Raw genomic sequence first — 14,936 nt, 5'->3', positions numbered from 1 at the left:
AGCAAATCGACCAGCCACAGGCTGGTTTTTGTTTCTTTTATTTATGCTTGAGAAAAAAAAGTACTTTATGCTAGGATGCCTCAATACAAATGCTAGAAAAGTGTATGATGAACTAGCTACGTAGAAAATACCGTGGTAATGTAAAGAGTGGTATTTAACTCTGCGAGCCAGGGCAGACAAAAAATTATTACTGTAGTAGGCAGTAAAATAACAAATTTAAAACTTTTAGAATTAAGGTGGTAGTAGTTGAGCGTTGGTACGCTCTATGATTAAACAAGCTTGATCCCAACAAAAAACTGTATTGTATAAGTTGACAGTTTGGAGTAAAAAATTGGTTTACGGCAGTCTTGGTCAATAACCCATAAAAGTCAAAGCCAAGCAATTGATTTGTTGCCTTGCCATGTTCACCATGTTCATTTAACTCTGGAGGTATAGTTCATGTCCGTGCGCCTATACATAGGCAATTTGCCAAAAGAAGAAATAGACCGTCAAGAATTGCAAGCGGTTTTTGCCGCAGAAGGCGATGCTGTGACGACTAAACTCATCAAAGACCGCAAAACAGGCAAATGCCGTGGTTTTGGGTTTTTGACAGTAAACAACGATGAACAAGCTGACCAAATTATCGAAAAGTATAATGGTCAGATGTTCAAAGAAACGCCTATCAAGTTAGAAAAAGCTTTACCACGAACCAAAGGTGATGAAGGTGAGGAGCAAGCAACTCCTAAACCAGCAACTACCTCTGGTGGTCATGCGGCTCCTAACACAAACAAAGAAGGTAGCCGTCGTGACAAAGGCGCTAAGAAGTCTCGACGTGGCGGCGGTAATCGGGAAAATACCACCACAACCACCACTGATTCCGATGCTATTCGTCCAGATCCCCGTTGGGCTTCTGAATTAGAAAAGCTGAAGCAGATACTAGCAGCTCAAGCCACAAATTAAGTGAGCATACTGAGAAATTAAAAATTAAAAGTCAGAATTTTTTTGATTTTTAATTTTTAATCGTTAGTAGATAACAATTAACTATCTCAATGGTTAAGTGTCACTATTTTTGTAAGTGCATTGGGCTATGCTCCAAGTTAGGTGTTAGGGTTCCGCCCGCCGCAGGTGATTGCTACTTTTGACCAGTAAATACTGATAGAGGTAGCGATCGCCTAAACAACAGTTTAGCTCACTGCACTTGTCGAAAATAACTAAATCTTCTTCTATCTTCCAGAGTCAGAAGTGCCAAGGTGAGGGCAAGGTACGATTCTTCCACTGGAATTATGGCAGGGGAAAGAGGCAGGTTTCCGCCAAATTAACTGAGCTTCAGTCACACGGAAAAAGGCTTAAAAGCCACCTGTTACCGGGGTTTTAGAATGACTCTATTTCCTAATCTATCTGGCAACTGCTATAGTTTTGATGTCTTACGTATATCTAACATAGATTACAGTAAAAATTGAATAAAATTTATACCCCTTGAGTCTCAATGAACATCAGACTAGACTCAAGGGGTTTTTATCTGGAAGTCCCTAAGAGGTCTTTATATTTCAATACGGTTCAGTTAAGACTAACAACTTATACCAATTCAATTAATGATTGCAACACATCATTGGGTGGAGGAACAGAACCTATCGCTACACCCAACCTACTATTCTCTTAACTGAACCGTATTGACCCATAAGGGCGCAGTGGCTCAACTTTTCAAGACTAATTTTGAATTGGTATGAGATGCTCCACATTAGCAGAACATAGCAGAAACCCCCTGCTTTCCTCTTGGTTATTCCTTGTGCTTTTTGAGAGCCGTAATTTTTTCCTAGAAAGAATTTAAATTATTCGCAAAAGCAGAGAGAGAAGCAATTTTTTTCATATTCGATATTTTTTAAATTCTCCGATGACAACTTAAACTTGCTCAGAGTTTTTCTATCAAAACTGTATTGAAAATTACAAAATTCTTATTTACTTATTAGTAACATTGGTGACTCAACTCTTAATGACGATAGTCATTTTATTTAATGGGTAAAATTAAGTAATTACTAGGAATATTTAAGAATACAAGCAAAGTTAACACGTAAATTTACGGAAACGAAGGGAAACTTTTCAGTAAAAATACGGTTAATTTAAAATTAACTAATTGGAAATTCGCGTATATTTGCTGAACCAATATGATCACATATTGGTGAAATAAACCTATGAATTTGTAGCGCCAAAAAAAACATATCTGCACATTCATCAATATCTAAATAGAAGTTCATCTATCACAGGCATTAGATATACGTATAAGCACCTGTATATAAGGATATTAAATGTAGATACTGACCAAAAAAGAATAATTCTCGTAGTATATCTATAACAATATTTGACATATTAAATTAAAATAAAGATTACTCAATGTTCCTACATAATTCACGCATATAGTGGTGTCAGTACACCAACAACTGACCGCGACTTTACTTAAAATCAGCAACACACACAAACTATGAACTCTAACACTGAAAAACGCATAGCTTTAATTTCAGTTCACGGAGACCCAGCAATCGAAATTGGCAAAGAAGAAGCTGGAGGGCAAAATGTTTACGTGCGCGAAGTGGGTAAAGCACTAGCCGAATTGGGATGGCAAGTGGATATGTTTAGCCGCAGAGTGAGTCGTGAACAAGAGTTAATTGTTCACCACAGCCCACTTTGTCGGACAATTCGTTTAACAGCAGGGCCAGAAGAATTTGTACCAAGAGATAATGGCTTCAAATATTTACCAGAATTTGTACAACAACTGCTTCGATTCCAAAAAGAAAATAACGTCAATTATCCATTAGTGCATACAAACTACTGGCTTTCTAGTTGGGTGGGAATGCAGTTAAAAGCAATTCAAGGAAGCAAACAAGTTCATACTTATCACTCTTTAGGAGCAGTCAAGTACAAATCTATAGATACAATTCCTTTGGTTGCGACCAAACGTTTATCAGTAGAAAAACAAGTATTAGAAACAGCAGAAAGAATCGTTGCTACCAGTCCTCAAGAACAACAACATATGCGATCGCTAGTTTCTACTAAAGGTTATATTGATATCGTTCCTTGTGGTACAGATATTCACCGCTTTGGATCAATTGCTAGACAAGCCGCAAGAGCTGAATTAGGAATTGATCAACAGGCAAAGGTGGTCTTGTACGTAGGACGTTTTGATCAACGTAAAGGCATAGAAACCTTAGTACGTGCTGTGAATGAATCTCAGTTGCGTGACTCGAATAAACTCAAACTAATTATCGGTGGTGGTAGTACTCCAGGTAATAGCGATGGTAGAGAGCGCGATCGCATTGAAGGCATTGTGCGAGAATTGGGCATGACGGAAATGACTAGTTTCCCAGGCCGCCTCAGCCAAGATGTTCTCCCTGCTTACTATGCTGCATCTGATGTTTGCGTTGTTCCCAGCCACTATGAACCTTTTGGATTGGTGGCAATTGAAGCAATGGCAAGTGGTACGCCTGTAGTAGCCAGTGATGTTGGTGGACTTCAATTCACCGTAGTTTCCGAGAAAACCGGTTTATTGGTACCACCAAAAGATATTGCTGCCTTCAACATTGCAATCGATAGAATTTTGATGAATCCACAATGGCGGGATGAGTTAGGCGTTGCTGCAAGAAGACACGTTACCCACAAATTTGGATGGGACGGAGTAGCCACCCAACTGGATGGAATATACACTCAATTATTGACACAACAGGTTAAAGAACCAGCATTGGTAACTAAGTAGAAGCTTTTTAGCCTGTTATTTCACTGAATTAATAGGTAATTAGTAATAATCAAATACTGATAAATTAGGGATAGGATTCAAAATTATACCTCTTCCCTAAATTTTTTGTCTTTATTCATCATAATTAAAATATCCCTACATCAAAAAATTATTGTTGAGCCATAACGATAATGGTATTTTCTTACAAGGGTTTACTTACGTAGATACCGTATCAGTAGCAAAGCAACATTATATTTTGTAGTCAAGGGAACAAAATGATACCACCTGACAATTTTCTGAGCAAGAGTAAAACTCTAGCATCTTTAGGATTAATAACTTTGGGACTATCTCTAGCGCCTCAATCAGCACAAGCTGTATCACTCATTCCTTTAACTTCTCAAGATGCTACCCCTGGTTTTGATGATATAGATTTTAATTTGTTGTTGGATAAGGGGGACTTTAAAGAACTGTTTGTGGCGGAGGGACGAATTGGCAATAATGCGACCAACGGCACTCAGGAATTAAGTATTAACAGAGATGTGAGAACGCCTATAGTCGGTGGACAACCAGTTGCTCAAGGCCAACTAAGTTGGGGAAAAGATACATTATGGGACTTTACCTTAGCTTATACAGGCTCTAAGGTAGACTTTTCCGTTAGCCGTGCGGGTGGTCCATCAGTTCTACTCTCGTCCACTGAGTTCAATAAGCCTGTCAATCAAATATATTTCCGTACTGCTGCCCAAGGTGGTAATAACAATTTTGTAGGACTATTTAACTTGTCTCTCAACGGAAATTCCATACCCGACATATCTTCTCTTGGCACGCCAGGTAATAGAGATGTGGACTATTTAGCTGTTGGGGACATCAATGCACCATTCACGCTCACCGGGAAAACAAGATTTGATTGGGGTGGTACACGGCCAAACAATTCTAACCTCGCTTTTCAAATTAAAGTGGGTAGTCGCAGAAGAGTACCAGAACCAAGTATTTTGGGAGCTATCTTGACAACAACGATCGCTGGATCATTTCTCGGTTACAAAAAGAAAGTAGCTAGTCAGCAAGCTTAAGACGAATAGCCAACTTTAATTAAAACTCAAGAATATTCTCCAGCCGACAGCCTGAACTTACCAAAGTTCAGAATAGCTAACGGCTTTTTTAATTTATATAAATGAGAATTAGGGAAGAGAGAAGTATACTAAACCATTGTCCTGTAAGTGCCAGTGACTAATTTGTTATGCAGCCAGTAGACTTTACAACCCTCACAGCTACTTGTAGCGAACTCCGCGCTCACTGGCTACCATCCCGCCTAGAGCAAGTTTATCAGCGCGATCGCTACACTATTGCTATAGCGTTACGTACCCTCGATAAAAGAGGTTGGTTACAAATTTCTTGGCATCCTCAAGCAACTCATATTTGTATTGGTGATCCACCTCCACGTACACCAGATACTTTTACCTTCAGCCAACAATTAGTCCACCAGTTGGGGGGATTAGCCTTAGTTGCAATTGAAGCGATCGCCCCTTGGGAGCGTGTAATTGATTTACAATTTGCCCGTCGCCCTGGAGATGCTGCACTGTATCACATCTACGGGGAAATCATGGGTAAATACAGTAATGTGATTCTCACCGATGCCAACAATCTAATTATTACTGCTGCCCATCAAGTGAGTCAGCAACAATCAAGTGTGCGTCCCATCCTCACCGGACAACCTTACGAGACACCGCCCAAACTCACCGGGACTATCCCCAGTTTGCAGGAAACTCAAGCGCGCTGGCAAGAAAGAGTCAGTTTAGTGCCAGGAGCAATTAAACGTCAGTTGCTTAAAAGTTATAGTGGCTTGAGTGCTGTGTTGGTAGAATCCATGTTATTGGTAGCCAACATTGCACCAGAAACTTCTACTGATTCCCTAACTCCTGAAGACTGGCAACGATTATTTGCACGCTGGCAAGAATGGTTACACACCTTAGATAGTGGTAAATTTCAACCAGCTTGGATGGCAGATGGATATACAGTTATGGGTTGGGGTGCTGTTGCACCAGTCAAAGATATCCAAACATTAATCAACCAATACTATACCAAGCAGCTAAATCAACAATTATTTGCTCAATTACGCCATCAACTGAATCAGAAATTAAGTAATATTTTAGGCAAATTACGTAATAAAGCCCAAACCTTTAGCGATCGCCTACAGCAATCAGATCGTGCTGATGAATATCGCCAAAAAGCTGATTTATTGATGGCGCACCTGCAAAATTGGGAACCGGGGATGAAAGAAATTAGCATACCTGATTTTGAGACAGGTGAGCCTGTGGCGATCGCTCTTTTGCCCGATAAAAATGCTGTACAGAATGCCCAAAATCTCTACAAACAACACCAAAAACTCAAACGCGCCCGCATAGCTGTCGAACCGCTACTGCAAGAAGTACAAGCAGAAATCGATTATTTAGAGCAAGTAGAAGCCGCAATTTCCCAAATAGATAACTACCAAACAGCAGAAGATTTGCAAGCTTTAGAAGAAATCCGCGATGAGTTAATTGGACAGAAATATTTAGAAGAGTTAGAGTATCGCAGCCGCAATAACAACGAAACTGCTAGCACTAACTTTCACAACTATCGTACCCCTAACGGCTTCACAGTCCTAATTGGTCGCAACAATCGCCAAAATGACCAATTAACATTTCGAGTAGCCGGAGATTATGACCTGTGGTTCCATGCCCAAGAAATCCCTGGCAGCCATGTATTATTGCGTTTAGAACCGGGTGCAGTACCAGAAGTATCAGACTTACAATATGTAGCCGATTTAACAGCTTACTACAGTCGCGGTCGTCAGAGTGACCAAGTACCAGTCGTTTACACCCAACCCAAACACGTTTATAAACCCAAAGGCGCTAAACCAGGAATTGCTATTTACAAACAGGAACGCATCCTTTGGGGAAAACCGCAATTAGTAGATATAGAGAAGGTAGGAAGCTGAGGAATAGGGGGAGAAGCAGGGGAGGCAGAGGGGGCAGGGGAGGCAGAGGGGGCAGGGGAGGTAGAGGGAGAACTTATTCCAAGATGTTCGCTCAGTCCCCAATCCCCAGTCCCCAATCCCCAAGCCCTAACTTTGTAATCTGACATCGATGACAGTTGCATTAAAATTGTAGTTGAAGCCTTCCAACTCGAAGGGCATACCAATTTTTACCTTACTGTTACCTAAAACAGGGCCGTCCTTAGTAACTTGTGCTTTACCGTTTAAGGTTAACAGCATATCTGTACTAAAATTATTAGCCTTGGGGTCTGGTAATTCTTTCACAGAACCATCTGGTTGAGTAGCGACTACGGTTCTTGGTAACTGTTCCACAGACTTAATTTCAATCTCACCATAAGGCTGATTGCGAATAATAACTTTAGTTTTACCGCCTTTTTTCAACCCATTGCCAGCTAACTGTTGTGGATCGCGCACATTTAAACCGCGAACAACCAAATCTACTTCTATGGGTACTGTTTTTGCACCAACTTGGGCAACACTACCAGAAGTGCCTGGAAATACAAAGATACCAAATATAACCATCACAATAACGAGCAAAGCGCCTAAATCAAGAATGTTGACTTTGCCAAACAAGCGACCTTTGGAATCTAAAATAGCCATAAAAATTTTTCCAAATCAATGTGAGGTAATTGATTTTAACAACAAGTTTTATCATTTACACCGCAACTTTTCCATTGCTGGCAGTTGCATTTACGCGACAGTCTATCATGAGTTGAGAAATGGGGATTGGCAAAAGGCAGGGAAAGCAGGAAGAGAAGTCGTAAGGAGGGTTTCCCTCCGGGCGAACTTCGGGAAAGAAAAGAACTGTGGACTATTGACTAACGACAACTGACAACTGACCAAGTTAAAAATGCAACTTAGAAAAGGATAGATACGTCCTCTTATTTAGTGTGGTTCCAAAATTATCTTCTAGCCAAATTTATGATAAACAGGAAAGGCTTAATGGCAAATTACCGTGTGTGGCGGCGGCGCTGGTTTTATCCATTAATTTCGGTGGTAGTCGCTGTGAGTCTATGTTTGGGTACACCTTTGGTTGGAAGGGCTATAGACTTACGACCCCTTTTATTACAAGGTGTGCAAGTACTTCAGCTGTCTAATATATCCGATCGCCAGGAAGTTGATCTGGGTAACCAGATGAATCAGCAATTACGTAGTGGTGAAGTGAGCATTTCTCGGAATGCGGAAATTACTCGCTACGTAGACCAAATTGGACAGCGCTTGGTTGCAACTAGCGATCGCCCCAATCTTCCTTTTACCTTCCAAGTGGTGGAAAATGATGCTGTTAACGCCTTTGCCACTTTAGGGGGCTTTGTTTATATCCACACGGGTTTACTGAAAACCGCAGACAATGAAGCGGAATTAGCCAGTGTTATGGCTCATGAAATTGGTCACATTGGCGGTAGACATCTAGTAAAACAAATGCGACAACGAGCGCTGGCTAGTGGTTTAGCTTCTGCTACAGGTTTAGACCGCAATACAGCTGTAGGACTGGGTGTGGAACTAGCACTAAACCGTCCCCGCAGTCGTCAAGATGAGTTTGATGCTGACACCAGAGGGTTAAGAACTTTAACAAGAGCGGGTTATGCACCATCGGCGATGGTTTCCTTTATGCAGAAACTCACGAAAGGCGGTGGTTCTGTGCCGGCATTTTTGAGTACTCACCCAGCCACAGGCGATCGTATCACTTCTCTCAGACGTGCTATTAATTCTCAAGGTGGCAGTGGGCGTGATGGCTTAGATAATGCTGCCTATCGCGCTAGAATCCGGTCAATCCTTTAAAAACAGACAACAGACGCGATTAATCGCTAACAACTGTACTTTACAGACGCGATTAATCGCGTCTCTAACAAAACACATGATTGATTGCGTCTTGTTTATACTTTGAATTTTTTAGGCGCGCTGTTTGCTGCTGCGAACTGCTATTTTCTTATGATCAACAGTAATTACTCCTTCCTCTAAGGGTAAGGTGCGTAAGCAGTTAGTAAAAATATTAATTTGGTAAATTACATTATTGGTGATGTCTAATCCTGTTAACCAACCACTACGGGGATGGTATGCACCAGTATCTATATCAAGCCAACCCTGTCCTTGAGCCAATTCACCAGGATTTACACCAGGGAAAGTAAATGTAATAGTGTGACCTATAATTACTAGTTTATCTGGAAAGTATGGTTGGGGAATACTATGAAAATCTTCCCTAATCCAGCAAAACTGTTCTGCGGTTTGTTCTGACAATGGTAGGTTAGGGTCAAGACCAGCATGAGTTAACCAAACGTCACCCAAGTCAATATATGTGGGTAAACTCCTGAGCCATTCTAAATGTTCTTTAGGAATGCTTTGATCTGGATAACTGGCGATCGTTGCATGACCTCCACTATGTAGCCATGCTTGCGTTGTGGCGACAGAAATATCACCACTAAGGATGTTTAATAACATCTGCTCATGGTTTCCCAACAGACACAGATAATTATTGTCTCTGACTAAATCTATTACATATGAGCTGTGGGGGCCACGATCAATTAAGTCTCCCAAAAAATAAACTTGATCATCACCACCTGGAGCGATCGCTTCTAACAAAGTGATCAATCCCTCGTAGTGTCCATGTACATCCCCAATAACTATTCTACGTTGACTAGTTTGGCTCATCGGTTCTTAACTGGAATAACTCAGCTGAATAATCTTGCTACAGTTTAAGCGGTTAGGATTCCGCAACAATAGGTAAAAACTACTTGAAGAATTTAAAGTTATTGTAGATGTTTCTGGCAAAATACGCCCTTGCTATAAAGGTCAAACCTCACTGCTGCAAATCTGCGCTAGGTTAGCCTAAAATTTATAAAGTCATTTTACTGATTCCCCATCTTAACAATGTCTGAACAGTTTTCGGCGGAAATTAGCTCACGCATCTGCAATCACATGAATGAAGACCATGCAAATGCGGTAGTGCTATATGCTCAGGTTTTTGGCGGAGTTTCCCAGGCTACATCCGCCCAAATGCTGGCAATTGACGCTCAAGGTATGGATTTAACCGCACAAGTAAATGGCGAATCCGTCCCCGTGCGTATCCACTTCGATCATGTTTTAGCCGATGCAGAAGATGCTCATCACACCTTGATTGCAATGGTTAAACAAGCTAGAGTCAATAGTCAATAGTCATTAGTCATTAGTCAACAGTTTTCTCCTCCCCCTCTGCTCCCTCTGCTTCCTCTGCTTCCTCTGCTTCCTCTGCCCCCCGCCCAGCTTCAACACCCTTTCGCTGAGGCTGGGTTGACAAAATCGTGTAAATCTGATTCCCAAACACTAATGTAAATTAAATCGCAGTTCTGACGGACAATTTGACCCTTAACTCCACCTGCGGTAAAGCTAAAATTGTCAGACTGACGTTGTTGGATTTTTTGTAAGCCTTGCTGAATTTTGGCTGTAGATTGACCACCCAACATCCCATTTAAAGTGGCTTGCATGACCTCTGGGTCTACCGACTGAGCAAAAGAGACTTCAGTTTGGCGCAATACACCAGAGTTACGATCAAATAAGTAGCCTAAGTCAACTTGATTGGGAACTAACCGATATACTACTGCACGAGTATTACCCCATACGCCTCTTAAGTCTCTATTCGGCTTACCGAGTTTGGCTTCTACTGAGCTTCTGGCTGTACCTGTGGGAAACGCGGGAACACTTGGTCTGGTTGTATTTGCTTTTCTTTGAGGTAATGAATCTGCGGGGGTTGGGGGTGCGGAAACAGGTTGATTTTGTGGTTCTGCTATGGATGTAGGTTGTGGTGCTGGAGTATCGGCTGTGATAGGTGTGTTGTCTGGTGCAGGTGTGAATATTGCTGGCGGATTAGGGTTTTCTTGGCGGGTTTCAGTTTGTGGCGGTGTGTCAATATTTACTGGCTGTTCTGTGGAATCAGGGAGGATAGAAGATGGAGAAGAATCTGGCGAAACAGGCTGAGTATTGGGTGCAGTGGTGGGAATTTCAGAGACTGGTGAGGGGATAGGATTACTGACAACGGGTGTTTGCGGTTGTGGCTGACGCGTCAGAGTAGACATGGCTACCCCTGCCATTAAACCACCGACTATGAGACCACCGAAGATGAAAAGAGACTTTTGGCGATTGGGTTCAGTCCACCGTATAGGTTCACCTTGAGGTTTAATCGCTGGAATAGATAAAGCTTGGGTTTGTTGGGTTGGTGTAGTGCTGGGAGGGATGCTAGGTTGAGCCGTCCAACCGGATGATAAGGCATATAACATTTTACTGGCAGTACTGTAGCGATCGCCTGCGTGGGGTTTAATGGCTTGATTCAGTACAGATACCAGTTGTTGTGAGACATGAGGCGCAAAGTTTTGCCAAAGAACCTCCCCGGTTTGGGGATGAGTCGGTAATTCTTCAGGACTTTTACCAGTTAACAAATAAATCGCCGTCAAACCTAAGCTATAGATATCAGTGGCGTAAACTGGTCTACCTACGGCTTGTTCACTAGGCATATATCCGGGTGTACCAATGACGAGCGATCGGGTAGCATATCCAGGGGAACTAACGACTGAACGAATGGTTTCTTTAACTGCACCAAAATCAATTAAAACTGGTTTTTGATCAACGTCACGGAGAATAATGTTATCAGGTTTAATATCCCGGTGAATAATCCCTTTACTGTGGACGTAATCTAAAACTGATAGCAGACTCAGCAGAATTGTTTTAACAATACCTTCGCTTTGAACGCCTTGGGATACCAAAAGCTGTCTGAGGGTCTGACCATGAATCCACTCTTGCACAAGGTAAAACTGCCCATTTTCAGAAAAATAGGCATAAAGTCTGGGAATTTGGTTGTTGTGTTCACCCAAAAACTCTAGAGTTGCTGCTTCCCGCTCAAACCGTTGTTGAATAGATTGGTAGGCTTGTGGGTCGTTGCTTACTGGTTTGAGTTGCTTAATCACGCAGCGACGGCGAGAAGGCATATGAGTATCTTCCGCCAACAGGGTTTCTCCAAACCCCCCAGCACCGAGTACTTGAATTACTTGATAGCGATTGTTCAGCAGAATAGATGTCATGGAAAGTTCAAAGTGTCCGCCCTTTCTCAATGTACATCACGATGTGGAGATGAGTTGTGTTCCCGCAAATATGCAGGATATCCCATTGCTATGGCAATTTTGTTGTAGCTATACCAATTCAATTAATGATTGCAACACATCATCGGGTGAAATGAAGACGCGATTAATCGCGTATCTACAGATGGTTTATTTGTCGCATTCTTTTTTCAGATTGGTATTACTTTGAGAATTCAAATAAGGTGATACGCACCTAGATCAAATATTCTTGCGTCAGGGCTGTCCATAGTCAAGAGTCCAGATTTAGAGGTTAGCTTGGACTGTGGACTTTTGACAACCTGAGTGCGAAATATACGATTTAGCTGCGTAACAGCTTAGCTGATTCATGAGTTTTTTCTCATCAATTATTTAAATATTTTTCATGCTTCTGTATGACATTAATAACTATCAACTTTTACCGCAACCTTAACCAGTTATGCTTAAATCAATTTCTAGTGTGGCAATGACATTGATCGGATTCAGCACTAGTCTAATGTTCCCTCACATTGCAGTTGCTGAAGAGATTTCCTGCCAAAGAAGTTTAGGTGCAATCACCGTTGATAATGTGAAAGTACCTCAAGGTAAAACCTGCACTCTCACTGGAACTACTGTCAAAGGAAATATCGTAGTCGAAGGCAGCGCAACTCTCAAGGCCATAGGTGCGAAAGTCAATGGTAGTATTCAGGCAGAGGGTGCAAGTCTAGTCGATGTCAATTCTAATACCACTGTTGGTGGAAGCATCCAAGTGAAGCAGGGTCGTGCGGCTCGTGTGGTGAGTACACGCATCAATGGAGATGTGCAGTTAGAGTCGAACTCAAGACAAATAGTTGCTAATCAAAACCAAATTGGCGGCAATTTACAAGTCTTTCAAAATACTGGAGGGGTAATGATTCAGCGAAATCGCATTAACGGCAATTTGCAGTGTAAAGAAAATACTCCTCAGCCGATTGGTGGTGACAATATTGTCCAAGGTAGTAAAGAAGATCAGTGTGCAAGATTATAAGAAGTTAGTTACTGTAATTCCTGATTAGCAAACTTTGCTCCACTCTACTCTCATTCAAAAAAGGGAATAGATTTGTATGTAATACTCCATACCACGTATCCGTTCCCTTTCTTGGTCAAATATATCTAAGGAAACAATTAGCCTATCTAGCACCACTGACAACCCATCTATTATTGTCCCCATCCCACACTAAAGAGAAGCGTACAGAACTGGATGATTGCTTGCCACTTTTCATAAAATATCGCAATTGAGCATTAACTGTGGCTGTGTCTGCATTCGCTTCTAGCAAATTTACTTGTTCCACATCTACACTTTCCACTTGTCCACCCCACCAATCAAGATAGGAATCATAACCTCTGGGGTGCAATCGTCTATTATTTTGGAAGCTGGGAGCTAGCAGATTCCAAGCGGTACTATATTCACCCTCATTGATGGTTTCATAGTAATTTTGTACAGCCTCTTCTGGTGAAGGTCTATCTGTTTGTTCTGGTGGGGTTGTAATTTGGGGTTCTGGTGGTGTGGTTGGTTGTGGAACTGATGTAGTTGGTTCTATATTATTGCTGGGTTGGGAATCTATAGGTGTGGTAAACGGTCTTGCGTTTGTGGGAAATCGGACAGATGCCTGTGGTGTGGGATTTTGAGTGACATTCTGATTTATAGAGGTTTCTGGGGTGGCTGTAGGTGATGGTTCCACAGTTGGGGTGGCATTGTTGCTGATAGTATTTTCACTTGGTAAAGATGTTGTTTGTGTTACTGGTTGATTTGGTCTAGTGAGGGCAAAACCAATGACTACGGAAGCACCAATCAAACCGCCAGCAATTAAACTACCCATGAGGATACCTTTATTACTGTTGTTGTGATTTATCGGTTGTGGTGTGGTTGCAGTACCTGGACTCACGGCGACGGTGTTGGTTTGAGTTGCAAAAGGTGGTGTAGTTGCTACTGGTGGTTGCTGATAAGGGACGGTGGGTGATGATTGTGGTTGTTGATAGGGAACTGTTGCTGGGGAAACTACACCTAATTGCAAAGCGTCGAGCATTTCTCTAGCGGTGATGAAACGTTCTCGTGGATGGTAGGCGATCGCTCGATCAATCACAGCTGCTAATGTAGGACTTATATTCAAGGCGTATCTATGCCAAATAATTTCCCCACTGTGGGGGTCTGTATCCAACTCCTGTGGCTGTTTGCCGGTGAGCAAATAAATTGCTGTCAGTCCTAAACTATATAAATCACTGGAATAAACTGGTCTTCCGGCTGCTTGCTCGCTGGGCATATATCCGGGTGTACCAATGACAATGGAACTGGTAGGATTACCTTGGGAATTGACGACTGTTCCCATTGATTCTCGCACTGCACCAAAATCAATCAATACGGGTTTACCGTCACGATGGCGCAAAATTATGTTGTCTGGTTTGATGTCCCGGTGAATGATGCGCTTAGAGTGGACATACTCCAGAACGGGTAATAAGTTGATTAAAATATCTCGAACAGCACTTTCACTCAATACGCCTTGCTGTTGAAGTTTGGCTGTGAGAGTATCCCCTTCTACCCATTCTTGAACTACGTAAAATTGGGTATTTGACTGGAAATAAGCATACAAGGTGGGTATTTGTCCTGAGTAGCTGCCCAAATCTTCTAAAATCGCTGCTTCTCGTTGAAACCGTTCTTGTACTAGTTGATAAATCTGGGGATTATTGTGAATTGGTCTAAGCTGTTTTACTACACAACGGCGATTGGAGGGCATTTGGCTATCTTCGGCTAAGAATGTTTCCCCAAAGCCACCACTACCTAAGGTTTTAATCACCCGATAACGATTGTCAAGCAGCTGTTCCATAAGTTAATACCTAATATTACGGTGATAATTGTTATATAATTTACATTTTTATTTTGTTGCGGGTGTAATTTTTTAGAGACGCGATTCATCGCGTCTGTACAATTTTTATATAAGCGATTAATCGCGTCTCTACATTTGTCATTTGTTTTGGATCTGACCACTGACTACTGACTACTGACCACTGACAAAAACTTAACCCACAAGGGTATGAGTCTGTTATTTTTTCCATTTTTTACCCATACTGTTACCAAAATATTAATTTTTCTTTACAAATACTGAGTGTT

At 41.8% G+C, this 14,936-nt stretch carries 11 protein-coding genes; 7 read left to right on the top strand and 4 right to left on the bottom strand.

The window, feature by feature from the left end; translation table 11 throughout:
• The first annotated feature begins 438 nt into the window (after positions 1-438).
• From ACM5QX_RS05320 to ACM5QX_RS05305, 4 genes are all read left to right on the top strand, one after another.
• Positions 439-939, top strand: coding sequence for an RNA recognition motif domain-containing protein (locus ACM5QX_RS05320; RefSeq protein WP_011320027.1), 501 nt, complete (start codon positions 439-441; stop codon positions 937-939).
• 1,516 nt (positions 940-2,455) lie between these two features.
• The gene (locus ACM5QX_RS05315) at positions 2,456-3,724 is read left to right on the top strand and encodes a glycosyltransferase family 4 protein (protein WP_414752694.1); all 1,269 of its coding nucleotides are present in this window, start codon (positions 2,456-2,458) and stop codon (positions 3,722-3,724) included.
• Between the two features lie 254 nt (positions 3,725-3,978).
• Complete coding sequence (locus tag ACM5QX_RS05310; protein WP_414752693.1) at positions 3,979-4,770, top strand: choice-of-anchor W domain-containing protein; 792 nt, start codon at positions 3,979-3,981, stop codon at positions 4,768-4,770.
• A 167-nt stretch (positions 4,771-4,937) separates the two neighbouring features.
• The gene (locus ACM5QX_RS05305) at positions 4,938-6,677 is read left to right on the top strand and encodes an NFACT family protein (protein WP_414752692.1); all 1,740 of its coding nucleotides are present in this window, start codon (positions 4,938-4,940) and stop codon (positions 6,675-6,677) included.
• 126 nt (positions 6,678-6,803) lie between these two features.
• Here the strand turns inward: ACM5QX_RS05305 and ACM5QX_RS05300 are convergent, their stop codons facing one another.
• Positions 6,804-7,334, bottom strand: coding sequence for a DUF4330 domain-containing protein (locus tag ACM5QX_RS05300; RefSeq protein WP_011320031.1), 531 nt, complete (start codon positions 7,332-7,334; stop codon positions 6,804-6,806).
• A 321-nt stretch (positions 7,335-7,655) separates the two neighbouring features.
• Here ACM5QX_RS05300 and ACM5QX_RS05295 point away from each other — a divergent pair, with 321 nt between their 5' ends.
• Positions 7,656-8,513 carry a M48 family metallopeptidase gene (locus ACM5QX_RS05295; RefSeq protein ID WP_414752691.1) on the top strand — a complete coding sequence of 286 codons (858 nt, stop codon included), beginning with the start codon at positions 7,656-7,658 and terminating at the stop codon, positions 8,511-8,513.
• Positions 8,514-8,624: 111 nt separating this feature from the next.
• Here the strand turns inward: ACM5QX_RS05295 and ACM5QX_RS05290 are convergent, their stop codons facing one another.
• Entirely contained in the window at positions 8,625-9,380 is a 756-nt protein-coding gene (locus tag ACM5QX_RS05290; protein WP_414752690.1) for a metallophosphoesterase family protein, read from the bottom strand.
• A 219-nt stretch (positions 9,381-9,599) separates the two neighbouring features.
• On the opposite strand from ACM5QX_RS05290, the gene ACM5QX_RS05285 reads away from it, so the two are divergent.
• Positions 9,600-9,884, top strand: coding sequence for a DUF2470 domain-containing protein (locus tag ACM5QX_RS05285; protein ID WP_414752689.1), 285 nt, complete (start codon positions 9,600-9,602; stop codon positions 9,882-9,884).
• An 89-nt stretch (positions 9,885-9,973) separates the two neighbouring features.
• Here the strand turns inward: ACM5QX_RS05285 and ACM5QX_RS05280 are convergent, their stop codons facing one another.
• Entirely contained in the window at positions 9,974-11,779 is a 1,806-nt protein-coding gene (locus ACM5QX_RS05280) for a protein kinase domain-containing protein (RefSeq protein ID WP_414752688.1), read from the bottom strand.
• A gap of 529 nt (positions 11,780-12,308) precedes the next feature.
• Here ACM5QX_RS05280 and ACM5QX_RS05275 point away from each other — a divergent pair.
• A complete protein-coding gene (locus tag ACM5QX_RS05275; RefSeq protein ID WP_235622519.1) occupies positions 12,309-12,818 on the top strand; it encodes a DUF4097 domain-containing protein in 510 nt (169 codons plus the stop codon).
• A 142-nt stretch (positions 12,819-12,960) separates the two neighbouring features.
• On the opposite strand, the gene ACM5QX_RS05270 is transcribed toward ACM5QX_RS05275, so the two are convergent.
• Positions 12,961-14,652, bottom strand: coding sequence for a protein kinase domain-containing protein (locus tag ACM5QX_RS05270; RefSeq protein WP_414752687.1), 1,692 nt, complete (start codon positions 14,650-14,652; stop codon positions 12,961-12,963).
• Between the last annotated feature and the right edge of the window lie 284 nt (positions 14,653-14,936).

Source organism: Anabaena sp. CCY 9910, assembly GCF_963920875.1.
Taxonomy (GTDB): domain Bacteria; phylum Cyanobacteriota; class Cyanobacteriia; order Cyanobacteriales; family Nostocaceae; genus Trichormus; species Trichormus variabilis.
The sequence above is the reverse complement of the archived record's forward strand: the minus strand, read 5'-3'. Positions and strand labels throughout refer to the sequence as shown.

Excerpts from the sequence above, each read along its gene's own strand:
- ACM5QX_RS05320 (WP_011320027.1), top strand. The coding sequence starts at position 439 with ATGTCCGTGCGCCTATACATAGGCAATTTGCCAAAAGAAGAAATAGAC.
- ACM5QX_RS05315 (WP_414752694.1), top strand. The coding sequence starts at position 2,456 with ATGAACTCTAACACTGAAAAACGCATAGCTTTAATTTCAGTTCACGGA.
- ACM5QX_RS05310 (WP_414752693.1), top strand. The coding sequence starts at position 3,979 with ATGATACCACCTGACAATTTTCTGAGCAAGAGTAAAACTCTAGCATCT.
- ACM5QX_RS05305 (WP_414752692.1), top strand. The coding sequence starts at position 4,938 with ATGCAGCCAGTAGACTTTACAACCCTCACAGCTACTTGTAGCGAACTC.
- ACM5QX_RS05300 (WP_011320031.1), bottom strand. The coding sequence starts at position 7,334 with ATGGCTATTTTAGATTCCAAAGGTCGCTTGTTTGGCAAAGTCAACATT.
- ACM5QX_RS05295 (WP_414752691.1), top strand. The coding sequence starts at position 7,656 with ATGATAAACAGGAAAGGCTTAATGGCAAATTACCGTGTGTGGCGGCGG.
- ACM5QX_RS05290 (WP_414752690.1), bottom strand. The coding sequence starts at position 9,380 with ATGAGCCAAACTAGTCAACGTAGAATAGTTATTGGGGATGTACATGGA.
- ACM5QX_RS05285 (WP_414752689.1), top strand. The coding sequence starts at position 9,600 with ATGTCTGAACAGTTTTCGGCGGAAATTAGCTCACGCATCTGCAATCAC.
- ACM5QX_RS05280 (WP_414752688.1), bottom strand. The coding sequence starts at position 11,779 with ATGACATCTATTCTGCTGAACAATCGCTATCAAGTAATTCAAGTACTC.
- ACM5QX_RS05275 (WP_235622519.1), top strand. The coding sequence starts at position 12,309 with ATGTTCCCTCACATTGCAGTTGCTGAAGAGATTTCCTGCCAAAGAAGT.
- ACM5QX_RS05270 (WP_414752687.1), bottom strand. The coding sequence starts at position 14,652 with ATGGAACAGCTGCTTGACAATCGTTATCGGGTGATTAAAACCTTAGGT.